Here is a 21878-nt window from a genome sequence, read left to right as displayed (position 1 = left end):
CGCCATGGGACGCATCATCAAGCACGAAGGCGGCGAGGGGCTGACGATGGAGACCGGAACGGCGCGCAGGCTGAAGGCGTTCGCGCGGGGGGAGACGACCTGGGCGGAGGTGGAGGGGATGACCTTCGAGGAGGCGAAGGCCATCGCGCAGGTGGGCTGTGACCTGGCGGCGGCGGGCCGGCTGGAGGAGGCGCGCATCCTCTTCGAGGGGCTCGTGGAGGGGAACCCGAAGGACTCGGCGGCGCACGCGGCGCTGGGCACGGTGTACCAGAAGCTCGGCAGGGTGGACGACGCGCTCACCGAGTACACGCACGCGCTCTCGAGGGACCCGCGCAACCCCGTGGCGCTGACGGGCCGGGGCGAGCTGTACCTGCGCCGGGGCGAGCGGCAGGGCTTCACGGACATCGCCAACGCGGTGGAGGTGGATCCGCACGGAGAGACGTCCGCGGGGCGCCGCGCGAAGTCCCTGGTGAGGGCCATCACCCTGGTGGCGGTGGAGAGGCTGAAGGAGGGCGCTCCGACGACGTAGCGCTTCGTGTGCGCGGCCCGCCGTCAGGAACGCGGGGCGCCGCGCGAGAAGGCTTGAAGGGGGAGCTGTCTCAAGACGGTTGTGCCGCCGGACAGTTGGGGAGCGGTCCGGGGGCGGCCGCCGGAGGGTGGGCCTGGATGGCGAGGGGGAATGGAGTGGAGGCCCATCCACCGGCGGCTTCTTGAGAGGCGCTCAGGGCGCGTCGAGCGCGGCGAGCCGCTCCCCGATGGGGGGGTGGCTCATGCCCTTGAGGACGACCCAGCGGGGGGGCTCGGGGTCCATCTTGTTCACCCGGGCGGCCTTCACCAGCATGCGGCGGAAGGCACCGGGGTCGCCGGTGAGGTCCAGGCCGTAGCGGTCCGCCTCGCGCTCGCGCTGGCGGGAGAGCGCCCCGGACACGGGGGCCGTGAGCAGGATGAGGACGAAGACCACCAGCGACACCATCGGCAGGGTGCGGATGTCGCCCGCGCGCTGGACGCCCCACCAGCCCCGGCGGGCGGAGAGGCGCAGCAGCTGGTCGATGAGGAAGAGCAGGGCCACCACCGCCAGCGCGGACGCGATGCGGCCGGGCCAGCGGGGCTCGTTCACGTGGCCCGCCTCGTGCGCCACCGCGGCCAGGATTTCCTCCTCGCCGAGCTCCTTCAGGATGACGTCGTTGAGGACGATGGTGCGCGTGGGGCCCTGGCCGGCGAAGTACGCCTGGATGCGCTTGGACGTCACGGACGTCTTCTCCACCACCACGTTGGAGAAGGTGATGTCCGCCTTGCGCATCAGCGCGGTGATGCGCGAGCGCAGCGGCCCCTCCGGCAGGGGCGTCTGGTCGAAGTAGAGGCGGGCGCGGTACGGGTCCAGGGCGGAGGACACCAGCATCAGCAGGGCCACGGGCACGCCCAGCACCAGCCACCAGCGGCGCACGCGGCGGGCCAGGCCGTACAGCCCCACCACGAGCGCCGTCAAGGCGATGGCGCCCACGAGGCCGCCCTTGAACCACGTCCACGCGAAGGTGGCGGGCGTGTCGTTGGAGAGGCCGTGCCGGTGCTCCAGCACGTAGAAGAAGTACACGTTCGCGGGGGCGTAGAGCACCTGGGTGGCCAGGTCGATGAAGAGCGCGAAGAGGAGCGCGGTGCCCCAGCCGGGCTCGCCCCACAGCCGGTCCATGGCGCTGAACGCGGCGCGGCTCACCGGGGCCGTGCGCAGGCGCTGGCCGAACCTGCGCTCCAGCGCCGCCGCCGCGGCCGCGGCCCCCCGGTACACGGGCCGCACGAGCACGGCCAGGATGAGCGCCGACAGGGCCAGCCGCGTCAGGGGCTCCACCGCCGCGCGGATGTAATAGGGCTGGTGGTAGGCGTGGATGTCGGCGAGCTGCTCCGGGGTGAAGAGCGGTTCCATGGCCTTGGGGCGCGCTTCAGCGGCGCTTCGCGCCCGCGTTGGAGGCGGGCATGGGCACGGAGACCTCCTCCGACTCCGGGTCGCCGCTGTCCGCGTCCGCGAGCAGCAGCGACTTCACCTTCTCCAGGCTCTGGCGGGTGCGGTCCACGAAGGCGTTCTGGGAGCCGATGCGCTCGGCGGCCTCCAGCGTGCGCTCGTAGATGTTGATGGACTTGGTGAGCAGCACGCGGATCTTCTTGCGCAGCTCCTGGCGGTAGACCTCCGCCTCCTCGGCGTTGAGCTCCGGGGGCGTGGGCGAGTTCACCATGTGCTCGTAGAGGTTCTCGTACAGGGCGCCAATCTGCGCGCCCGCGGCGGTGGCCCAGTAGCCGTTGCCCACGCGGATGGAGCGCAGGTAGTGGCCCTGCGCGGACAGGAGCAGCTCCGCCTTGTAGTTGAGGTCCTGCGCCAGCCCGTCGCTGCCCCGGCTGGCCTCCAGCTTCACGGCCTCGTAGTGCAGCCGGTAGATCTCCCCCACGAAGAAGTGCGCCTGCGCGGGGAAGTAGTCCTCCACCTCCGCCTTGTCCGGCAGGGCGTCATACGCGGCCAGCGCCTTGCGCAGCGTCCCTTCCGCGTCGTCGGTGCGGCCGGCCTCCACCTGGCAGATGCCCTGCTGCACCTGGGCCTCGATGCGACGGCCCGCGGGCAGGTCCTCGCGCGCGGCCAGGGTGGCCAACAGCTTCACCGCCTCCTCGTAGCGCTCCAGGTGGTAGAGCGTCTCCGCCACGCGGAAGGACGCGTCCAGCGCGTCGCCCTGGCCCTTCTCCGGCTCCGCCAGGTCGGAGAAGCGCCCGTAGGCGTCGTCCCACTCCTTGAGGCGCTGGTGCGCGAGCCCCGCGTTGTAGAGGGCCTGCCGGCGGTGCGGGCTGTTGGGATGGAAGTCCGCGAGCCGGCCGAAGTAGCGCGCCGCCTGCTTGAAGTCGTTGGCGGCGAAGGCGGAGGTGCCGCCCGCGAAGAGCTCCTCGTCGTTGAGCTTGTCCAGCTCCAGGTCCGCCGTCACCGTGACGGGGTCGAACTCCACGACCTGCTTGTTCGCCGAGGCGTCCGGCTTCGTCGCCCCGCCCGTGGTGCGGCAGCCCGTCAGCGCCAGGCCCAGGCCCAGCACGCCCGCCCACAGCCACCGCCGGGCGACTCCGGCTGCCTCCATCCGCGTCCTGCCGTGCATGCAGCTCACTCCCATCCGGACGACCACGTCACCCGGTGCGGCCCCGGACCTCGACACCCCCTGGGCCTGACAGGTTCCCGGGGGCGCGCTCCAGTGCAGCCAGTCTAATGCGGGCGGACCTCCGGTGCTTTCCTGGCCGCCTGCCGGGCGTGAACGCCCCCGCGCGCCGGAAATGCCCGGGGCGACCGGCGGGTCACCCGGAGTGGGGGAGGGTGCGCTCAGGCGATGACGTCGTCGCCCAGGAGGTAGCGGCCGGTGCCCCACAGCGCGACGAGGTCGTGCACGTCCAGCCCGAAGCGGGGCACCTGGATGAGCGGTGTTCCCGGGCAGGCCGCGCGCAGCTGGGCCATGCCCTCCAGGTCCTGCTGCGCCAGGACCTGGAGCTCGCGCAGCGTCTCCTCCACCTTCGCGCGCCGGGTGGGCGTCAGCGTGGCCGCGTCCGCCCACTGCGCCTGGGTGGGCAGCGGGTGCACGCGGTTCACCACGATGGCCGTCATCTCCATGCGGTTCTGCCGGAGCAGCTTGTGGAAGTGGATGGCCTCGTCCAGCCGCTCCGGGTTGGGGCTCGTCACCAGCACGAACCCCGTCGTCTTGTCCTCCAGCAGCTCGCGCACGCCGCGGGCGCGCTCGCGGAAGCCCTCGTTCATGGAGGAGAGCGTCAGCATGAAGGAGGACAGCTCCTGGAGCATCTCCGTGCCGGTGAAGCGCGACAGGGCGCGCGTCACGTAGCTGCCGCCCAGGTTGAAGAGGGACAGGCCCACCTTGCCCGCCTTCAGCGCGGGCGTGAGGAGCCACCTGGCCGCTTCGTTGTCCAGGAAGTCCAGCACCCGGTTGGGCGCGTCCAGGAAGTCCAGCGCGTGCGCGGTGGGCGGGGTGTCCAGCACCACCAGCTCGTAGTCCGTGCGGCGGCGCAGGTCCCAGACCTTCTCCATGGCGATGTACTCCTGGCTGCCCGCCAGGGCCGTGGAGAGGGACTGATAGAAGCGGTTGGCGAAGATGCGCTCGCGCTGCTCCGGCGGGGCCACGCGGGTGATGAGGTCGTCCCAGGTGGCCTTCATGTCCAGCATCATGGCGTGCAGGGCCGCCTGGGGCTTCACGCCCAGGGGCTCCAGCACCGACGCGGGGACCTCCGCCTCCGTGTTGCCCAGGCCGGACAGGCCCAGGGAGTTGGCCAGGCGCTTCGCCGGGTCGATGGTGCACACGATGCTGGGGCGGCCATCCACCGCCGCGCGCAGCGCGAGCGTCGCCGCCACCGTCGTCTTGCCCACGCCGCCAGAGCCCACGCAGATGAGCACGCGCTTGTTCGCGAGCGCCGCTTGCAGCGCCGTCATGCTCCCGTGCCTCCGGTCACCATCGCGTCCAGGTGCCCCATCACCGTCTCCACCGCGTCCCGTCCGAAGCGCGGCACGAACAACCTGGGCACCGTGTACACCGGCGCGTGGAGGTTGCGCTCCAGCTTCGTGCCCGCGAGCACCGCCTGCGACGCGCGGTCATGGTGCGCCTGGGCCACGCGCTGGAGCTCCGGGTGGCCCGCGAGCGCCTCCAGGTCCGCCTCCGTGAAGCGCTGGGGGAAGGCCTGGTTGAGCACCGCCGCGTGCGTGCGGATGTGCACCCGGTCTCGCAGCGCGGCGTGCAGCTCCAGCGCCTCGTTCACCGGCATCTCCTCCGGCAGCGCCACCAGCACCGCGGCGGTGACGGTGGGGTCCACCAGCAGGTCGCGCATCTTCAGCGCCTCGCGCGTCATGGGCCCCGGCGGCACCGTCTGCAGCAGCACCTGCGGCACGCTCAGGAAGGAGATGGCGTGGCCGGTGGCGGGCGCGTCCAGCACCAGCGTGTCGTACTTCCAGCGGCCGTCCGGCAGCTTCTCCTGGAGGTGGAAGAGGATCTTCCCCAGCAGCACCAGCTCCTGGAGGGACGGGATGAAGCGCAGGAAGTAGCGCACCAGCCGGTTCTCGAAGACCGTCTTGTAGAGGGTCTCGAAGCGCAGGACCATCAGGCCGTACTCGCGCATGGCCTCCTGGGGGCGCACGTCCACCGCCCAGAGGTTCTCTTCCAGGAGCTTCACGTCCGGCCCCGCTTCGGGCAGCTCCAGGATGCGGCTGACGCGCTCCTGGGTGTTCACTTCACACACCAGGGTGCGCCGGCCGGCGCGCACCGAGGCCAGGGCCAGGGCGGCGGCGACGGTCGTCTTCCCCACGCCCCCCTTGCCAGAGACGATCCACAGGCGTTTGTCGAGCAGTCCGGCCATAGAGGGCGCGCGAACCGTAGGGATGGCCCCCCGGAGAGTCAACGAGAGTCCACGAGCGGAAATCCCCATTGGTGCCCCGCTTGACACGTCGCGTTGGCCGCTCCCAGAGTGCGGCGTTTTCTTCCTGACGTCCCGCCTGTCCCGGCGGCCCTGGGCCTGTCTGGCGGTGGGCGGGACCCGAACGGTTTTGAAGCCATGCTCAAGAACAACCCGGTGATGAAGAAGCTCGTGGAGACGGGCGAGGAGCGCGTGGGCAAGCTCGCGCAGCAGCTGCTCTCCAACGAGAAGTTCGTGGCGGCGGTGCAGGGGCTGGTGTCCCGCTCGCTCGCGGCGAAGGGGACGCTGGACGCGGCGCTGCGCACGGCGCTGTCCGCCATGAACCTGCCGTCCACGGCGGACCTGGAGCAGCTGCGCTCGAAGGTGGACGACCTGGAGAAGCTGCTCGCGTCCGTCGAGGGCAAGGTGGACACGCTGGTGTCGAACGCGTCCTCGAAGAAGAAGGCCTGAGGGGCGCGCGTCTTCCGCTTCCCTGGAGGGAGCCATGCGGCGCATCGCGTTCATCAACGAGAAGGGCGGCACCTGCAAGACGACGCTCGCGGTGAACACCGCCGCGTGGCTCGCGCTCCAGCGGCGCCGCCGCGTGCTGCTGATGGACCTGGACACCCAGGGCCATGCGGGCAAGTCCTTGGGCGTGGACGTGCGCACGCTGCCGCGCAACGTCTTCCACCTGCTCACCGACGCGGAGGTGTCCCTGGCCTCCGTGGTGCGCCCGACGGGCGTGCCCGGGCTGGACGTGGTGCCCGCATACAGGGAGATGGCGGACTTCCCGGTGGTGGTGGCGCAGGACCCGCGGCGCGCGCACCGGCTGGCGGACCGCATGCGGGAGGCGGAGGCCGCGGGCTACGACGTGGTGCTCTTCGACGCGCCTCCGTCCATGGGGCTCACCACGCGCAACATCCTGGTGGCCGCTTCAGAAGTGGTGGTGCCGGTGGCGCTGACGTACCTGGCGCTGGACGGGTGCGCGGAGCTGGCGGAGACGGTGCGCCAAGTGGGCGAGGCGGAGGGGCGCCCCGACCTGCGCGTCACCAAGGTGGTGCCCACGCTGTACCGGAAGACGGCGCTGGCCACGGCCATCCTGGAGCGCCTGCGCGCGTACTTCCCCGACGCGCTCGCCGCCACGCCGCTGGGCTACAGCGTCAAGGTGGACGAGGCGCAGAGCCACGGGAAGACCATCTGGGAGTACGCACCCCAGAGCCCGGGGGCGCGGATGCTCGAGGCCCTCGCGGCGGAGATCGACGGCGGGGGCCCTCCGGCGAAGCGGAAGCGGACCCGGCCGAAGGTTGCCTGAAGCGGCGGCGCCCGCTTCCTCGACGGGCGCCGCGACGTTCAGGCCCTGGGGCTTCAGGACGCGCTGGGGTCCTTCTTGTCGCCCTTCTCCACGGCGTCGAGCTTCTTCTCCAGCTCCTCCAGCCGCTGCGTGAGCGCCTGCATGTCGCGGCCCAGGGCGGGGAGGTTGCCCGTCAGGTTCTCCACGACCTGCTTCACGCGCTCGTCGATGCGGCGCTGGAAGTCCTCGAAGGCGCGCTGGCTGGCCTTGAGCAGCTCCGCCGGGTTGAGGCCCGCGGGGCTGGCGTCCGCCTGCGGTGCGGGCGCGGGGGGGGCTTCCGGGGCGGCCTCCTGCGGGCTGCCGTCCTCGCGGCGCAGCAGCTTGTCCAGCCGCTGCTCGGCCTCCTCGCGGATGGACGCCACCCGCGGCGTGACCTCCTTCTGGATGAACCCGGAGATGGACTCGCCAGGGTGGCGGATGATCTCCCGCAGCACCGACAGCGGCATCTGGTTCTTCTTCTTCTCCTCCTCGAAGATGATCTGCGCGAGGGTGACGGAGGTCAGGTCCTCCTTCGTGCGGTTGTCGACAATCCGCACTTCGGTGCCCTCCTTGATCATCGCGGCGATCTCATCGAGCGTGACGTACCGGCTCTCCACGGTGTCGTAGAGCTTCCGGTTCGTGTAGCGCTTGATGATCTTCGGCTCCTTGGAGTTGCTGGGAGCGTTTGCTTGCTCGGCCTCGCTCATGTCTGTCGTCTCCGACCCCGGCTGCGCCTTGGCATTTACTCGTTTACTGCTTGATTTCCAAAGGGGCGAACCTCGTATCAAAGGGGTTGGAAGCGAGCAAGTTGCCCGGGTCCGACTCGCCGTGGTCGCCGGGTGGGCCTATGCTCTGAGTCCCCCCGACCCGACCCCATGATCGTCCAGTGCGAACAGTGCCAGACGCGGTTCAAGATCCCCGACGAGAAGGTGACGGAAAAAGGGGTCAAGGTCCGCTGCACCAAATGTCAGAACACCTTTCGGGTCGCGCGTGAGCCCGCGCCAGCCCTGAGCGCCCCCCCGCCAGCCGCCCCTCCTGCCGGGCAGGCGGACCCGTTCCAGGCGTTCGGGGAGGCCCCGGAGCCCACCGGTGAGGTCACCCGTCCCGGGGCGGCGTACTACGCGCCGGGCGCCCCGACGGTGAAGTCCCAGATGAAGACCTGGGGCGACGTGGACGTGGACATCGACGTGGATGCCCCGCCCGCCGCGCCGGGGGCCGGTGGGGCGATGATGCCCTTCGACCCGCCCTCGCCGTCCCCGGGCGTGGCGTCCCGGCGGCAGGCGGCCCCGCCGGCGCCCCTGCCTTCGCCCACGAACCTGACCGGGCTGGACCTGGAGGACCCGTTCGCGGACTTCATGGCGGACGCACCGGCGCCGAGCGCCGCCCCCCCGCCTCCCGTGGCGGCCCCCCGCCCGGCGCCCCCGGGGGCCTTCGCGCCTCCTGGCGCCCGCACCGCGCCTCCTGGGGCGTTCGCGCCGGGGCCCGCGGGCGCGGCCCGTCCGGCCGCCGTGGCTTCGAGCGGACCCGGGGCGTTCTCCCCGGAGGCCGCGCCCCTGGGAGGCCCTCCGAGCGCCGTGGCGGCCCGGGGTCCGGTTCCTCCTGGGATGACGGCTCCTCCAGCTCCGGGGGCCGTTGAGGCGGCTCCGGCGCATGCCGCATTCCCGGCCGGGGGCGCGGCTCCGGCGCGTGCCGCCACGCCTCCAGCTTCCCAACTGGCCGGCGCGGGCGCGGTTCCGGCTCGCGCGGCCATGCCGCCCGCTGCCGCCCCTCCGGCCGGCGCGGGGGCGGCTCCAGCACGCGCGGCCATGCCTCCGGGGGCGGCCGCTCCAGCGCGCGTGACTCCGCCTCCTGGACCCGTCGGGGCGTCACGTCCCGGGGGGCCACCTGTCGCCTCCCCGGGCCCGGCCGCCGCTGGCTCGCTGGACCCGGCGCCGGATCCGCTCTTCGACTTCCCCATCGACACGCCCGCGGCCCCGGACGCGGCGTCCCTGCGCCATGCCGCGGACGTCGCCGCCGAGCCCGCTCCGAGCGGCGCCGCGGCGCTGGGCCCGGTGGCGCCCGCGCCAGGCTTCGAGAGCGACGACCCGTTCGCGTCCATCGACATGGCCGCCGCGCCCCCGCAGGACCTGTCCGCCGCCCCCGAGGACCTGGGCGCCGGCCCGGAGCCCATGGGCGACCTGTTCGACTTCTCCGGCGCGGGGGCCTCCGGCGAGGAGGGGATGGTCGCGTCGGACACCGGCCGCGCCGCGCTGCTGGGGGACGTGCCCTCGGACGCGGGCGTGGAGGAGCCCGGCGGCATCTCGCTGCTGAGCGACGTGCCGGCGTACGACGACGGCGACCCGTTCAAGATCACCACGCCCCGCCGCGAGGTCGTGGAGCTGGCCCACATGCGCACGGGGCCCGCCGTCACCGTGGCCAAGCCGTCCGCCCGCATCGAGGACGTGGGCATGCCCCAGCGCCGGATGCCCGGCCGCGCGCGGAAGCTGACGGGGCTGGTGCTCAACGTCACCATCGCCGCCGCGCTGGTGGTGGCCCTGGGCGCGCTGGGCACCGTGTACCTGCGCGACGGCAAGGTGGACCCCTCCACGCTGTCCCCGGACCGCCTGCGCGCGCTGGTGCTGCCCGCGCCCCGCCCGTTCGTCGCGAGCGACGTGACCAACGGCCTCTATGAGACGCGCGACGGCCGCATGCTCTACGTCGTGCGCGGCGAGGCGGAGAACCGCACCGGCGCCGCCGCGGCCGTGCGCGTTCGCGCCGCGCTCTTCGACGGCGACCAGCGGGTGCGCTCCACGGAGGGGCTCGCGGGCGCGCTGGCCACGCCCGAGGAGCTCCACGCCGTCACCACGCGCGAGGCCGCCACCGCGCTCCGCCAGCGCATGGACGCGGCGTCGCTCCCGGTGCCGCCGAGCGGCAAGGTGCCCTTCCTGCTGCTGTTCCAGGAGTTCCCCGCGGACCTCGACGGCTACCGGCTGGAGGTGACGCTGGAGCCCATCCCCACCGAACCCACCGCGGACCGCACGGGAGGTTGAAGCGTCATGTCGTCGCTGGAGGAGGCGCGGGCGCTCGCCCGCCACCTGCACGCCCTGGGCGGAGGCGCCGCCGTGCGCCGCAAGGCCGCCGCGCGTGAGCTGGCCCGCCGCGAGCCGTTCGACACCAACGAGCTCATCGGCCACCTGCTGACGCTGTCCCGCGCCGGGCAGGCCCCCGCCACCTGTGTGCTGTCGGACTTCCTGGCCGCGTTGGACCAGGAGGCCGAGCACATCCCCCACGTGGTGGCGCTCCGGCGCATGGCGCACGTGCAGTCGCTGGAGGCGGTGGCGGACCTCTTCGCCCAGGGCCCCGCGCGCAAGGAGCTGGACGCGGACGCCGCCGCCCGCGCGGACGCGCAGGCCGCCAACCAGTCCCTGGGGCACCTGAAGCAGATGGCCCGCCTCACGCGCGACCCGGACGTGCTGTCGCGCCTGGCCACCGTCAGCAACCCGGCCGTGCTGCGCAACGTGCTGATCAACCCGCGGCTCACCGAGGACCTGGTGGTGCGCATCGCGGCGCGCAGGCCCGCGCGCCCGGAGCCGCTCGTTGAAATCTGGAAGTCGCCGCGCTGGTCCGTGCGCCCCAAGGTGCGCCGCGCGCTCGCCTTCAACCCGTACCTGCCGCCGGAGGTGGGCGCCAAGCTGGTGCCGCTGCTCGGCACCCCGGACCTGCGCGAGCTGGTGGAGGACGCGGGGCTCCTGCCCGCGCTGAGGCAGCAGGCCGCGCGCCTGCTGCTCGCGCCAGCGCCCGGCAGCCCGCCCGGTCCCCTGGTGCTGCCGACAGGGGAGGAGTTCTAGGAGCGCCGGTCCTTGGGCGTCTCCGTGAAGTCCGCGTCGGTGCTGCCCCGGCGCGAGTGGGGCAGGTGCTTCACGTCCACCAGGTCCTCGCCGCGCGACGCCTTGCGGAACGAGTAGACGAACTTGCCCACCGCGTTGCCCAGCTGCCCCATCCGGGCGGCCGAGAAGACCACCAGCAGGATGAAGCCGAGGACGATGAACTCTCCGAGGCCCAGCATGCGTCGGACACTGCAATAAAGGCCCCCGCGTGGCAAGTCGCGCCCGCGTCCACCCCCGGACGCGCCCGCCACGCGGGCGCTGCGCCCGGGGGCCATTCCAGCGCACACTGCGCCCCCATGCTCCTGCTCGCTCACCGTGGTGCCAGCGCCGATGCCCCCGAGAACACCCTGGAGGCCTTCGCGGAGGCCGTGCGCCAGGGCGCGGACGGCGTGGAGCTGGACGCGATGGTGTGCGGCTCCGGCGAGGTGGTGGTGTGCCACGACGAGCACCTGGACCGCCTCGCGGGGCAGCCGTGGGAGGTGCGCACCACGCCCTGGTGGAAGCTCTCCCGCGCGGACGTGGGCACCCCCCTGGGCTTCGCCCCCGCGCGCATCCCCCTGCTGGAGGAGGTGCTGGACGCGCTGCCGGAGCACCTCCTCGTCAACATCGAGCTCAAGTGCGACCGCTTCGACGACGGCGGCCTGGCGGCGAGCGTGGCCCGGCTGGTGCGCGAGCGGGACCTGGCAGGCCGCGTGGTGGTGTCCAGCTTCAACCCGCTGTGCCTCTTCCGGCTGGCGGCGGTGGCGCCCACGCTGCGCCGGGGCTTCCTCCTCGACCCGGACAAGCCCTGGGCGCTCCAGGCGTACGCGCTGAGCCCGCTGGTGTCGTCGCACTCGGTGCACCCCTTCCACGAGGCGTGCACGCCGGAGCGGGTGGCCGCGTGGAACGAGGCCGGGCTGCGCGTGGCGGCGTGGACGGTGGATGCCCCCCAGCGCGCCCGCGTGCTGCGGGACCTGGGGGTGTCCTACCTCATCACCAACCGCCCGGGCCTCGTGCGCGAGGCCCTGCGCTGACTAGAAGTCCAGGCCCAGCGTGGTGTTGAAGGCGAAGACGGAGGGCAGGTCGCGGCTGCCGGCGCCCTCCTGCTCGAAGCTGCCCAGGCTGGTGAGCGAGAGCTCCGCGCCCAGCTGGAGCACGCCGCCAACGAAGCGCGCGCCCGCGTAGAAGCGAGGGGTGAGGTTGTCGCCCCCCTTCACCTTCGAATACGGCGCGGCGTTGGTCAGCGCGTCGCGCGAGTCGTTGCCCCCCGAGTCCGTCTGGGTGCGGCCCGGGTCGAAGTCCAGCGTGCGCGTGGTGGCGCTGACGAAGTTGAGGTCCAGGCCGCCGTAGGGCGTCAGCGTCACCATGCCGCCCAGGGGGAACTGCTTGCCCACGCCGATGTCCAGGCCCGTGGTGGTCAGGTCCAGGTTGTGCGCGCCGAACAGCTTGGTCACGTGCAGGCGCGCGCCCACGTCCGGCAGGTAGGTGAAGCCCTCGTTGACGGCCCACTTCAGCTCGCCGGTGGCCGTCACCATGCCGCTCTTCTCGATCCAGCCCACGCGCCCGCCCAGCTCCAGCGAGAAGGGCAGGCCCTTGCGCACGTGCAGGGACGGCACCAGCACGGAGCCCGGCTGCTCCTTCTCCGTGGGCAGCGCCACGTCCTCCGAGGACGGCAGCGACACCACGGACAGCTCCGCGTTGAACGCGAAGCCCGAGTGGCCCGTGGTGCGCGGCGGCATCAGGTTCGCGGACGTCATCACCGCGCCGAACGTGCGCGCGAAGGCGCGGAAGTCCGCGCTGGCCTCGGCGAACTGCGCGTCGGTGATGACCGAGGTGACGCCCCGGCGCTGGACGCCGAAGCGGGAAAGGACCAGGTCGTTGTCGTCCGCATGGGCCGCGGCCCCGGACAGCGCCGTCGCGAGCACCAGCCATCGACTGAACGTCCGCATGGGGGAATCACGCCTCCGGGACGCATGCCGGCCAAGCGGGCGCCCACCTCCGGCGGACCCTAAATCGGCCCTCGGTGAAGCGTCAACAAAACGGGCGGCCCTCCTCCAGGGAAACGCCCCCTCGCGCGAGGGGAGCGTCCGCTGGAAGCGAGCCGCCCGTGGGTCAGGCGCTCCGGGCGCGTGACCCGGAGGACCGCTGCTAGCGCGGCTTCAGCGTCGGGGTGGCCGCGGTGGCGGGCGTCGTCACCTTCTGCGCCACCTCCGCCGGGCGGCGGCGGATGACCAGCGTGCGGCGGCTGGCGAACTCGGAGCTCTCGCGGGCCACCACCAGCACGTTGTTGTTGCCCTCCTTGAGCGCGAAGTCCGAGGTGAACTTCAGCGTGTTGGGCTCGCCGCCCTTGGGGTCCACGGCCTTGAAGTAGACCTTCTGGTCGTTGACCAGCACGTAGACGTCCAGCAGGCCGTTGGGGTCCTTCACCACGCCGGAGAGGGTGAACTTGTCGCCGTTCACCACCACGCCGCCGTGGGACGGATCCACGTCCAGCTTGATGTCCGGCGGCTGGTGCGTGGTGGCGTAGGCCACCGTCTTGGGCGCCGCGGCCTTGCCGGACTTCACTTCCTTCGCGTCCTGCGTGCGCACGAAGGCGAAGCGGTCCTTGTCCAGCGCGACCTTGTAGTAGCCCCTGGTGGTGGCCTCCAGGGCCAGCGTCGCGCCCTGCGGCAGCTTCGCCACCGGACGGGCGTCCGCGGTGGGGGCGGCGAACAGCTCCGCCTTGTCGTTGAGCTTCACCAGGCCCTTCTTCGCCTCCAGCGGGGCCACCGGGCCGTCCTTCACGGGCAGCTGGAGCTTCTCCAGGACGAACTCCTCCAGGGGCTCGTCGAGGATGGCCAGCTTCAGCGGGAAGGTGTCGCCCTTGTAGCCCTTCTTCAGGGACACCTGGAAGCGCGCCGTCTTGGTCTCCCCGGGCTTCAGCTCGCCCAGCTTGAAGCGGCCCTTCTCGATGAAGATGTTCGCGTCGCCGCCGTTCTTGATCTGCGCGAACGAGTCCAGCGCCGGGCCCACGCCCGTGTTGGTGACGTCCATCACCACCGTGACGTCCTCGCCGCGCTGCACGACGCCGTCGCCGTTGCACTCGGCGCAGTCATCCACCACCTGCCAGTTGAAGGCGAACGTGGGGCGGGGCAGCTCCACGAAGGACAGCTCCGACACGAGCGTGTCGCGCAGCGCGCCGTTGTCGTCGAACAGCTTCACCTTCACGTCGTCGCGGCGGCTGGTGAGGTCCTTGGGCAGGCGCACCTGCACCTTCCAGGACTTCTTCTCGCCGGGGGCCAGGGCGCCGAAGAGGAACTCGCGGCGGTCGAGGAACGCGTTGTCGCTCTCCGTCCAGCCGCGCACGCGCTTGAGGGGCTCGGTGCCCTTGTTCTCCACGTTGATGACCATGTCCATCTGCTCGCCGGCGGCGATCTTCGCGTCGGGGCCCGGGGAGAAGCTGGCGTCCAGCTGCACGTTCCTGGGCGTGGGGCCGGGGCTCCAGTCCAGGCCGAGCGCGGCGATGGCGTTGTTGATGCGCTGCTCCTCCTCGCTGCGCTTCTGCTCCACGAACTGCTTGCCCTTGGCGATCTGCTCGGAGCGCTTCACCGCCGGCACCTTCAGGACGAAGTCGCGGGCGAACTGGACCTCGAAGTCCTCCTTGATCTCCTCCTGGGACTCCGCGTCCAGCTGGTCGTCCAGGTCCTCGCCCTGGCCGGCCACGTCCACGTCCAGCAGCGGATCATTCTGGCCGTGCTCCTTCTTGTCCTTGGCGGCGGCGCCCGGCTTGGCGGCGACCTTCTCCTTGGGCTCGTCCTTCTTGGCGGCGGCCTGGACGGCCTTCTCGTCCACCTTCAGGTACTTGAGGCTGGTGCCCGGCTTCTCGCGGTCCAGCACCTCCTCGCGCTTCTTGGCGACGGTGGTGGACTCCGGGTTGCCGAAGTGCTGATCCAGGTCCGCCTCGCCCATGGACTTGCGCGGCGCGAACACGTCCACCCGGTCCGCGGTGACGCGCGTGGGCACCAGCTGGATGTCCGGCACGATGCCCACCTCCTGGATGGAGACGTCGCCCGGGGTGAGGTACTTGGCGATGGTCAGCTTGAGCGCGCTGTCGTCCGGGAAGTCGTAGAGCACCTGCACGCTGCCCTTGCCGAAGGTCTGGCGCCCGATGATGACCGCGCGGTCCAGGTTCTTGAGCGCGCCCGCCACGATCTCAGACGCGGAGGCGCTGCCCGCGTTCACCAGCACCGCGATGGGGTAGGACTCCTCGCCCTCCGTGGGGCGCGCGCGCTTCTCCTCGCGCAGCTTGTCGCTGAAGCCCACCGTCGCGACGATGGTGCCCTTGGACAGGAACGTGTCCGACACCTGGATGGCCTGCTCCAGCAGGCCGCCCGGGTTGCCGCGCAGGTCCAGCACCAGGCCCTTGAAGCCGCCCTTGGCGTCCGCCTGCTTGCGGATGTCCGCCAGCGCCGCCTCCAGGTCGCGCGTGGTGTTGCCCTGGAAGTTCTTCAGGCGCACGTAGCCCACGCCGCCCGCGAGCAGCTTGTGCTGCACGGACTCAATCGAAATCATGGCGCGCGCCACCGTCATGTTGCGGGGCTTGTCCCAGCCGTCGCGCTCCACGGTGATGGTGATGCGGCTGTCCACCGGGCCGCGCAGCTTGGACACGGCCTCGTTGAGGTCCATGTTGACGGTGGACTCCTCGCCGATCTTCTTGATGCGGTCGTCCTTCTGGATGCCGGCGCGCGCCGCGGGCGTCTTGGGCAGCACCTTCACCACGGTGAGGTTGCCCTCCTTCATCTGGATGACGAAGCCCAGGCCGCCGAACTCACCCTTGGTGGACAGCTTCATCTCCCGGTACAGCTCCGGGCGCAGCAGCACCGAGTGCGGATCCAGCGTGGAGAGCATGCCGTTGACGGCGGCGTACTCGATGTCGCGCGTCTCCTCGATGGGCCGCATGTTCTTGGACAGGAAGTCGAACACGTCCTTCAGCGCGAAGGACATCTTCCACAGGGAGTCCACGTGGGAGATGTCGAACTCCTTCTGCTTGCCGTTGACGTTGACGTTGAGCTTGCCCGTCTCCGGGTTGCCGTCCACGAGCACGTCCGGGACGCTCTTCTCCACGTACTCCAGGGAGGCGATCATCATCTCCTTGGGCTTCACCCGCTTGGGGTCGACGTAGTTCTCCTTCACGTAGAGGATGACCTTCGTGAGGACGCGGAGGCTGTTGAGGTCGTGAGGGGCCTTCTCGCCCTTGCCGGAGGACGGCAGCGCGCCGTCCCAGGAGTCCTGCCCCGCCTCCGCCGCTCCCACGGTGAGCGGGAGGGGCGCTCGGTCACTGCCTGCGAATGCCCAGGCCCCCAACAGAACGGCGACGGCGGTGATGCGGCGGAAGATACGCGGCATGCGGTTCATCCCAGCTGGGGCGCGAGAGGCGCCCCCGGTGATGCGTGAAAAGCCTTGTGAATCCGAACGGTTCGACGTGAGCCAAGGGACCAGGCAGCGGCCGGGCAAGCCTAATCACGGCTTCCAGGTGCTTCAAGGCGTGGCCTTGTCACTAGCGACCGAGAACGTCTGCCGCAGGCAATGCGTTCCCGGTGGGCCTGGAGGTACGGACACCCGGCGTCCCCCTTTATTTCGCGTCAGGCCCTGCTGGCGGGCAGGGGGCCCGGGAGGCCTCCCGCGTCCGGCGGCGGGGCCAGGTCCCCGGCCTCCCGCAGGGCGCGGTAGAGGAGGGTACCGCCGACGATGGCCACCGGGAGGAAGAAGGTGTTGAGGATGGGCACCCACAGGAGCAGGTAGACGCCCGCGCCGAAGCCCAGGCAGAGGGCCCGGCGCTCGCGCAGCATGCGGCGCACCTCGGCGAAGGGGTACAGGTGGCGCGTCATGGGCGTGGCCAGGTGCTCCGCCGCCATCCAGAGCATGGTCCACAGGCTGGCCAGCACGGTGAACGCGACGCTGCCCGCGCCCGGCACCAGGTTCAGCGGGAGGAGGACCGCCAGCCCCAGCAGGAGCAGCGCCATGCGGGCGAGCGTGTGCAACAGCCCTGTCGTCATCCCGCGCAGGAAGGAGGCGGGGGAGCGCACGGCGTCCGCGTGGGCACACGCGGCCTCGGTGGCCTCCGACAGCGGATCCTGGAGCGGGGTGAGCAGCAATGGGGGCACCACGTTGGCGCCCACGACCCAGGCGACCAGCGCGCCCAGGACGAGCGCGAGCATCCAGCCGGCGCGGCCGTACCAGGAGGCGGGCCGGGGCCACACGGACTCCAGGAGGCCGGGGGCGTAGCGGTAGAGGAGGACGGCCAGGCCCACCAGGGTGATGGCGGTGAGGACCGCGCACAGGCTGGACAGCAGGAGGAGGGGGCGCGAGCGGAAGATGAGCCCGAAGGCGCGGCCGAGCACCCCCACGCCCTGGAAGAAATCCGACAGACGGGGCTGGGGGGCCAGGGCGGGGACGGGGGATGCAGGACGCATGGGGGCAGGGTGCTCAAATGAGGGCAAGGCCAGCGGGCCCCGTTATATAGGGCGCCCTCATGTCCCTCGACCTCAAGCGCGTGGCCTCCGAGCCACTCACTTCCGCCGCCCCCCTGGTGGAAGAGCTTCGCAAGGCGGAGAAGCCCCGGACCGAGCACCTGCTCGGGCTGGAGCACGAGAAGTTCATCTATCCCGTGGGGTCCGCCCAACCCGTGCCCTACGAGGGACCGAACGGGGTGGGAGCCCTCCTGGAGCGCATCGCGCCGGGCGGCTACGAGCCCTTCCGGGAGACGCCCCAGTCGCCGGTCATCGCGTTGCAGCGGGGCATGGCGGCCATCTCCCTGGAGCCGGGCGGGCAGTTCGAGCTGTCCGGCAGCCCGTTCCGCACGGCGCGCGAGGCGCACCAGGAGAACCTGGCGCACCTGGAGGAGACGAAGGCGGCGGCGTCCGGCCTGGGCCTGCGGCTGGTGGCGCTGGGCTACCGGCCGGTGGGCACGACGGGCGACATGCCGTGGATGCCCAAGACGCGCTACCAGGTGATGCGCCGCACGCTGCCGGAGCGCGGCCGGCTGGCGCTGAACATGATGCTGATGACGTCCACCGGGCAGGTGTCGCTGGACTGGGCGGACGAGGCGGACTGCGTGCGCAAGACGGTGGTGGTGGCGCGCCTGACGCCGCTGCTGGTGGCGCTGTACGCCAACAGCCCGCTCCTGGAGGGCCGGCCGGCCGGCTACATGTCCTTCCGCAGCCGCGTCTGGGAAGAGGTGGACCCCACGCGCTGCGGCTACCTGCCGGCGTGGTTCGACGGGTCGTTCTCCTATCAGGCGTATGTGGACTGGGCGCTGGACGCGCCGCTCCTGTTCCTGCGCCGCGACGGCGAGTACCGCCACCCGAAGCTCAGCTTCCGCCAGCTCCTGAAGGAGGGCTACGAGGGCGAGCCGCCGGACATGGGGGACTGGACGGACCACCTGTCCACGCTCTTCCCGGAGGTGCGGCTGAAGAAGGTGCTGGAGGTGCGCGGCGCGGACAGCGCCAGCGCGGCGATGACGGGCGCCCTGGGCGCGCTCTGGCGCGGCATCCTCTACGACGCGCAGGCGCTGGGGGAGGCGGAGCTGCTCCTGCCCCGGCTCACCTTCACGGAGCACCTGGCGTTCCACGACACCGCGCGCCGCGAGGGCCTGGCCGGGAAGCTGGGGGCTCGCGAGCTGCACCGGCTGGCCGGGGAGATGGTGGCCATCGCGAAGCGGGGGCTCCAGCGGTTGGACGCGGAGGACGCGCCGCTGCTCGCGCCGCTGGAGGCGGTGGCGGCCTCGGGCCGGTCGCCCGCGCAGGCGGTGCTGGACGCGTGGACGGAGGATCCGCGTCCGGAGGTGCTGATGACGCGCTTCGAGCTGTGAGGCCGTGGCGCGTCCGCGGGGGCGTCACCTCCCGCGGACGCGAGGCCAGCCTAGAAGCGGCCGCCGAGGGTGAGGTTGCCGTTGAAGAGGCTGCCCTTGGCGTCGTCGTTGGTGCCGGGGATGGTGGCCAGCTCCTCGCCACCGACGAAGCGGTAGGTGGCGCGCACGCCGGCGGCCAGGTGGCCCAGGCGGTACTCGATGCCCGCGGCCACGGGCACCTCCGTCTGCCAGTCGTTGTTGTAGACGTCCCGGGAGCCCGAGGACGCGTGCAGGTAGCTCAGGCCGAAGCCCGCGCCCACGAAGGGGTGCCACTTGCGGTCGATGACGGGGCCCAGCTTGCCCAGCAGCGTGCCGTTGTTGCGCCAGATGTTGTTGCCGCCGAGCACGCGGGCGTCATCGATGGGGATGTTCTGGCCTTCATAGCCGGCCTCCACGCCGATGTACTTCCAGGGCTGGGCGTTGGCGGTGATGTTGAACAGCGCGCCCACGCCCGTCTCATTGCCCAGCTTGCCGGTGTAGCCGCCCAGGCCCACGCCCACGTCCAGGCCGGCCTGGACGTCCTCTTCGCTGAAGCTGAGCTTGCGCGAGACCTCCGTCGCGTCCGCCGCGAGCGCGGAGCCGGCCACGCAGACGCCGGCCACCGCCAGTCCAGTCACCATCGAAGTCTTCCGCATGTCCGGGTTCCTCCTGCTTGAAGTGTGGGACCTGGAATGGAAGCTGGGATTGCGGAGCCGGACGGCGCACCTGCCCGGGGAGCGGAGCCAGGAGGCCGAGGGCCTCAGCGCCGTCCGAAGAGCTTCTTCAACCCGGAAAGCAGGCCGCCCGGCCGGGCTTCCGGCTCGGCGTGGAAGGGCGAGCGGGCGATGAGGGCGTCGCGGGAGGCGTCGTCCAGGTCCTCCGTCGCGAGCGCCACGGGCTGCCGCTTCGCGCCGGGCAGGGTGGCGCTGAAGGCGAGGGTGCCGTCGGCGGACAGCTCCAGGTGCACCTCCACCTCGCCGGGGCGCTCCACGGTGAGGGTGAGGGCACCGAGCCACTCGTTCTCCGTGGCGGTGGTGGCGGTGCCCTGGAAGAAGGCGAGCGCGAGCGGACCGGGGGCGGTGGTGGGGATGACGAGCGTCTTCGCGGTGGGCAGGCGCGTGTTGCGCTCCAGCACGCGGCGGAAGGAGCCGGCGTCCTCGGCGACGCCGATGGGCGCGGTGAGGACCTCCGAGACGCTGGCGGCGGGCTTGCCGGTCTCCGACAGCAGGAGCGCGTGGCCGAGCAGCGCGGCGCCGCGCACCACGGCGGTGCGGGCATCCAGGTCGTCGTCGCGCACGGGGACGCCCAGGCTCTCCTCCAGGCGGCGGCGCACGAGCGGCGCGCGGGACTGGCCGCCCACGAGGAGCACGGCGTCCAGGCCCTGGGGGGAGAGGGCGTTGGACTCCAGCACCTCACGGGTGACGGAGACGACGCGCTGGGCGAGGTCGGCGGTGAGGGCCTCCACGCGCTCGCGGTCGAGCGTGGGGCCGGGGCCCGTGGGCAGGGTGACGTCCACGGTGGTCCGGCTGGAGAGGGACTCCTTGGTGGACTCGGCGAGGGTGCGCAGGGGGCCCCAGTCGAGCAGGTGCTCGGGGCGGGGGTGGCCCTGTTCGGAGAGGTCGCTGGCGAGCGCCTCGGCGATGCGGCCGTCGAAGTCCATGCCGCCGAGGGTGGGGTCGCCGCCGGTGGTGACGACCTCCAGGTCATCGCCGGTGACCTGCACGACGCAGACCTCCAGGCCGCCGCCGCCCAGGTCCACGACGAGGACGCGCTTGCGCGCGAGGCCCCGGCCGTGCGCGTACGCGAGCGCCGCGGCGGCGCTGTTGGTGAGCACGCGGGGCACCTCCAGGCCGGCCATGGTGGCGGCTTCGCGCAGGGCGGCGCGCTGGCGTTCGGTGAAGTGCGAGGGCGCGCAGAGGACGGCGCGCGTCACCTTGCGGCCCAGGTGTGTGGTGGCCGCCTGGTGCAGCTCGCGCAGCAGCATGGCGGTGAGGAGGGTGGGGGAGATGAGGCGGCCATCGAGCTCCACGCCCGCGTCGCCATGGAGGTCGGTGGCGATGGGGAAGGCGAGCTGCGGGGAGAGCCAGCGCAGGTTGGGGGAGCGGGCGCGCACGCCGAGCAGGCGCTTGAGGCCGAGCGCGGCGCGGCGGGGGGCTCGAGCGGCTTCGACGAGGGCGGCGGCGCCGACGAGGAACTCGCCGGAGCTGTTCACCGCGATGACGGAGGGAAGACCCGGGCCGTCGGTGCCGGGAATGGGGATGGGCGTGGCGACGCCGTCGATGAACGCGGCGACGCGAGCGTGCGAGGTGCCCACGTCGATGCCGAGCACGACCTCCGCCGCCGCGGGCGTCGTGGCGGGCACGGCGGGAGTCAGGTCGAACAGCGTGCGGCGGCGGCTGCGCGCGGTGGCGGCGCTGCCCTGCGCGTCAGCGGACGGCGGTGGGGCGGCTTCGTCGGCGCGCGGTGGCTGCGGCGTGGTTTGTGTCGAGGCCTCGTGGGGCGGGGAGCCCGCCACGGTGGATGCTTGCGAAGGCGCGGTCTCGTGGTGGTGGGAGTCCTCTGTCGTGACAGAGGCCTGCGAGGGCGGTTGCGCCGAAGCTGCTTGGGTTGGAGCCTCGGCCTCGCTGCCGAGCGAGGCCGCCGGCGCGTCGGATGCTTGCGAGGGCGGTGGGGCCGAAGCCGCGCGGGTCGGAGCCACCGCCTCGCTGCCGAGCGAGGCCGTCATCGCGTCGGATGCTTGCGAGGGCGGTGGGGCCGAAGCCGCGCGGGTCGGAGCCACCGCCTCGCTGCCGAGCGAGGCCGTCATCGCGTCGGATGCCTGTGGGGACAGTTGCTCGGAAGCCGCGCGGGTCGGAGCCGTGGCCTCGTGGGGACGGAAGGACTCCGGCGTGTCCGATGCTTGCGAGGGCAGTTGCGCGGAAGCCGCGTGGGTCGGAGCCGCAGCCTCGCTGCCGAGCGAGGTTGCCATCGCGTCGGGTGCCTGCGGGGGTAGTTGCTCGGAAGCCGCGTGGGTCGGAGCCGCGGCCTCGGGGGGGCGGGAGGCCTCCGGCGTGTCCGATGCTTGCGAGGGCAGTTGCTCCGAAGCAGGGCGGATTGGCGCTGTCGCATCAGGGGGGAGCGGAGCCTGCGCCGCGACGTCGGCCTGAAGCGATGACTGTGCGGTGAGCGGCGGGACGGAGACGCCGACCGACACATGGACCGGCGACGTCCCCTGGGATGCCGCTTCACCCTCGCGCTGGGTCGAGCCTGGAGCTTCCTCGGTGGAGGAAGGCGCGTCGGAAGCAGGGACGAGCGCAGTCGCCGTGTCCGCTGAGGAGATAGCAGGTGAGGACGAAGCCTCCTGGAGGGTTGCCGCATTCGACGTGGATGCGGTGCTCGTGACGGACGTGCCCGCTTCGGTCGCGGCTGTATCCGTGGGTGCGGGAGTGGC

17 protein-coding genes and 2 pseudogenes are annotated in these 21878 nt (G+C 72.1%); 8 read left to right on the top strand and 11 right to left on the bottom strand.

Features of this window, described 5'->3' with window-relative positions:
• Positions 1-4: 4 nt before the first annotated feature.
• Positions 5-529, top strand: coding sequence for a tetratricopeptide repeat protein (locus U8525_RS21740; RefSeq protein WP_374268202.1), 525 nt, complete (start codon positions 5-7; stop codon positions 527-529).
• A 192-nt stretch (positions 530-721) separates the two neighbouring features.
• On the opposite strand, the pseudogene U8525_RS21735 reads toward U8525_RS21740, so the two are convergent.
• The 4 genes and pseudogenes from U8525_RS21735 to U8525_RS21720 all read right to left on the bottom strand — a co-directional run.
• Positions 722-1924 (bottom strand): annotated as a pseudogene (locus U8525_RS21735) (M48 family metalloprotease); the annotation flags it as partial.
• A gap of 10 nt (positions 1925-1934) precedes the next feature.
• Complete coding sequence (locus U8525_RS21730) at positions 1935-3122, bottom strand: tetratricopeptide repeat protein (RefSeq protein ID WP_374268201.1); 1188 nt, start codon at positions 3120-3122, stop codon at positions 1935-1937.
• Between the two features lie 218 nt (positions 3123-3340).
• On the bottom strand, positions 3341-4453 hold the full coding sequence (locus tag U8525_RS21725) for an ArsA family ATPase (RefSeq protein ID WP_374268200.1): 1113 nt from the start codon (positions 4451-4453) through the stop codon (positions 3341-3343).
• Positions 4450-5370: an ArsA family ATPase gene (locus U8525_RS21720; RefSeq protein ID WP_374268199.1), complete on the bottom strand. Its 921-nt coding sequence runs from the start codon at positions 5368-5370 to the stop codon at positions 4450-4452. Before U8525_RS21720 ends, U8525_RS21725 begins: the two co-directional genes overlap by 4 nt.
• A gap of 195 nt (positions 5371-5565) precedes the next feature.
• Here U8525_RS21720 and U8525_RS21715 point away from each other — a divergent pair, with 195 nt between their 5' ends.
• Positions 5566-5877 (top strand): hypothetical protein, encoded by a 312-nt coding sequence (locus tag U8525_RS21715; protein WP_374268198.1) that lies wholly within the window; start codon positions 5566-5568, stop codon positions 5875-5877.
• Positions 5878-5911: 34 nt separating this feature from the next.
• Positions 5912-6718 carry a ParA family protein gene (locus U8525_RS21710; protein ID WP_374268197.1) on the top strand — a complete coding sequence of 269 codons (807 nt, stop codon included), beginning with the start codon at positions 5912-5914 and terminating at the stop codon, positions 6716-6718.
• 53 nt (positions 6719-6771) lie between these two features.
• Here the strand turns inward: U8525_RS21710 and U8525_RS21705 are convergent, their stop codons facing one another.
• Positions 6772-7443 carry a polyhydroxyalkanoate synthesis regulator DNA-binding domain-containing protein gene (locus tag U8525_RS21705; protein WP_374268196.1) on the bottom strand — a complete coding sequence of 224 codons (672 nt, stop codon included), beginning with the start codon at positions 7441-7443 and terminating at the stop codon, positions 6772-6774.
• A gap of 168 nt (positions 7444-7611) precedes the next feature.
• Between U8525_RS21705 and U8525_RS21700 the strand changes: the two are divergent.
• The 3 genes and pseudogenes from U8525_RS21700 to U8525_RS21690 all read left to right on the top strand — a co-directional run.
• Positions 7612-7710: pseudogene (locus tag U8525_RS21700) on the top strand (zinc-ribbon domain-containing protein); the annotation flags it as partial.
• Between the two features lie 177 nt (positions 7711-7887).
• Complete coding sequence (locus U8525_RS21695; RefSeq protein ID WP_374268220.1) at positions 7888-9765, top strand: hypothetical protein; 1878 nt, start codon at positions 7888-7890, stop codon at positions 9763-9765.
• 6 nt (positions 9766-9771) lie between these two features.
• Complete coding sequence (locus tag U8525_RS21690; RefSeq protein ID WP_374268195.1) at positions 9772-10563, top strand: hypothetical protein; 792 nt, start codon at positions 9772-9774, stop codon at positions 10561-10563.
• Here U8525_RS21690 and U8525_RS21685 read toward each other — a convergent pair.
• Positions 10560-10781, bottom strand: coding sequence for a twin-arginine translocase TatA/TatE family subunit (locus tag U8525_RS21685; protein WP_374268194.1), 222 nt, complete (start codon positions 10779-10781; stop codon positions 10560-10562). The two genes, U8525_RS21690 and U8525_RS21685, sit on opposite strands and share 4 nt — an antisense overlap.
• A 117-nt stretch (positions 10782-10898) precedes the next feature.
• Between U8525_RS21685 and U8525_RS21680 the strand changes: the two genes are divergently transcribed.
• Positions 10899-11615 carry a glycerophosphodiester phosphodiesterase gene (locus U8525_RS21680; protein ID WP_374268193.1) on the top strand — a complete coding sequence of 239 codons (717 nt, stop codon included), beginning with the start codon at positions 10899-10901 and terminating at the stop codon, positions 11613-11615.
• On the opposite strand, the gene U8525_RS21675 is transcribed toward U8525_RS21680, so the two are convergent.
• From U8525_RS21675 to U8525_RS21665, 3 genes are all read right to left on the bottom strand, one after another.
• Entirely contained in the window at positions 11616-12530 is a 915-nt protein-coding gene (locus U8525_RS21675; protein WP_374268192.1) for a hypothetical protein, read from the bottom strand.
• A gap of 199 nt (positions 12531-12729) precedes the next feature.
• Positions 12730-15975 carry an MXAN_5808 family serine peptidase gene (locus U8525_RS21670; protein WP_374268191.1) on the bottom strand — a complete coding sequence of 1082 codons (3246 nt, stop codon included), beginning with the start codon at positions 15973-15975 and terminating at the stop codon, positions 12730-12732.
• A 227-nt stretch (positions 15976-16202) separates the two neighbouring features.
• Positions 16203-17033 carry an EI24 domain-containing protein gene (locus tag U8525_RS21665; RefSeq protein ID WP_374268190.1) on the bottom strand — a complete coding sequence of 277 codons (831 nt, stop codon included), beginning with the start codon at positions 17031-17033 and terminating at the stop codon, positions 16203-16205.
• A 59-nt stretch (positions 17034-17092) separates the two neighbouring features.
• Between U8525_RS21665 and U8525_RS21660 the strand changes: the two genes are divergently transcribed.
• Positions 17093-18430, top strand: coding sequence for a glutamate--cysteine ligase (locus U8525_RS21660; protein ID WP_374268189.1), 1338 nt, complete (start codon positions 17093-17095; stop codon positions 18428-18430).
• Positions 18431-18480: 50 nt separating this feature from the next.
• Here U8525_RS21660 and U8525_RS21655 read toward each other — a convergent pair whose 3' ends face one another.
• Both U8525_RS21655 and U8525_RS21650 read right to left on the bottom strand, forming a co-directional pair.
• Entirely contained in the window at positions 18481-19104 is a 624-nt protein-coding gene (locus U8525_RS21655; protein ID WP_374268188.1) for an outer membrane protein, read from the bottom strand.
• 104 nt (positions 19105-19208) lie between these two features.
• Positions 19209-20963, bottom strand: a complete 1755-nt coding sequence (locus U8525_RS21650; protein WP_374268219.1) for an Hsp70 family protein — start codon at positions 20961-20963, stop codon at positions 19209-19211.
• Between the last annotated feature and the right edge of the window lie 915 nt (positions 20964-21878).

The sequence above is a fragment of the Corallococcus sp. RDP092CA genome, from assembly GCF_041903675.1.
Lineage (GTDB): Bacteria > Myxococcota > Myxococcia > Myxococcales > Myxococcaceae > Corallococcus.
The sequence above is the reverse complement of the archived record's forward strand: the minus strand, read 5'-3'. Positions and strand labels throughout refer to the sequence as shown.

Excerpts from the sequence above, each read along its gene's own strand:
- U8525_RS21740 (WP_374268202.1), top strand. The coding sequence starts at position 5 with ATGGGACGCATCATCAAGCACGAAGGCGGCGAGGGGCTGACGATGGAG.
- U8525_RS21730 (WP_374268201.1), bottom strand. The coding sequence starts at position 3,122 with ATGCACGGCAGGACGCGGATGGAGGCAGCCGGAGTCGCCCGGCGGTGG.
- U8525_RS21725 (WP_374268200.1), bottom strand. The coding sequence starts at position 4,453 with ATGACGGCGCTGCAAGCGGCGCTCGCGAACAAGCGCGTGCTCATCTGC.
- U8525_RS21720 (WP_374268199.1), bottom strand. The coding sequence starts at position 5,370 with ATGGCCGGACTGCTCGACAAACGCCTGTGGATCGTCTCTGGCAAGGGG.
- U8525_RS21715 (WP_374268198.1), top strand. The coding sequence starts at position 5,566 with ATGCTCAAGAACAACCCGGTGATGAAGAAGCTCGTGGAGACGGGCGAG.
- U8525_RS21710 (WP_374268197.1), top strand. The coding sequence starts at position 5,912 with ATGCGGCGCATCGCGTTCATCAACGAGAAGGGCGGCACCTGCAAGACG.
- U8525_RS21705 (WP_374268196.1), bottom strand. The coding sequence starts at position 7,443 with ATGAGCGAGGCCGAGCAAGCAAACGCTCCCAGCAACTCCAAGGAGCCG.
- U8525_RS21695 (WP_374268220.1), top strand. The coding sequence starts at position 7,888 with ATGAAGACCTGGGGCGACGTGGACGTGGACATCGACGTGGATGCCCCG.
- U8525_RS21690 (WP_374268195.1), top strand. The coding sequence starts at position 9,772 with ATGTCGTCGCTGGAGGAGGCGCGGGCGCTCGCCCGCCACCTGCACGCC.
- U8525_RS21685 (WP_374268194.1), bottom strand. The coding sequence starts at position 10,781 with ATGCTGGGCCTCGGAGAGTTCATCGTCCTCGGCTTCATCCTGCTGGTG.
- U8525_RS21680 (WP_374268193.1), top strand. The coding sequence starts at position 10,899 with ATGCTCCTGCTCGCTCACCGTGGTGCCAGCGCCGATGCCCCCGAGAAC.
- U8525_RS21675 (WP_374268192.1), bottom strand. The coding sequence starts at position 12,530 with ATGCGGACGTTCAGTCGATGGCTGGTGCTCGCGACGGCGCTGTCCGGG.
- U8525_RS21670 (WP_374268191.1), bottom strand. The coding sequence starts at position 15,975 with ATGAACCGCATGCCGCGTATCTTCCGCCGCATCACCGCCGTCGCCGTT.
- U8525_RS21665 (WP_374268190.1), bottom strand. The coding sequence starts at position 17,033 with ATGCGTCCTGCATCCCCCGTCCCCGCCCTGGCCCCCCAGCCCCGTCTG.
- U8525_RS21660 (WP_374268189.1), top strand. The coding sequence starts at position 17,093 with ATGTCCCTCGACCTCAAGCGCGTGGCCTCCGAGCCACTCACTTCCGCC.
- U8525_RS21655 (WP_374268188.1), bottom strand. The coding sequence starts at position 19,104 with ATGCGGAAGACTTCGATGGTGACTGGACTGGCGGTGGCCGGCGTCTGC.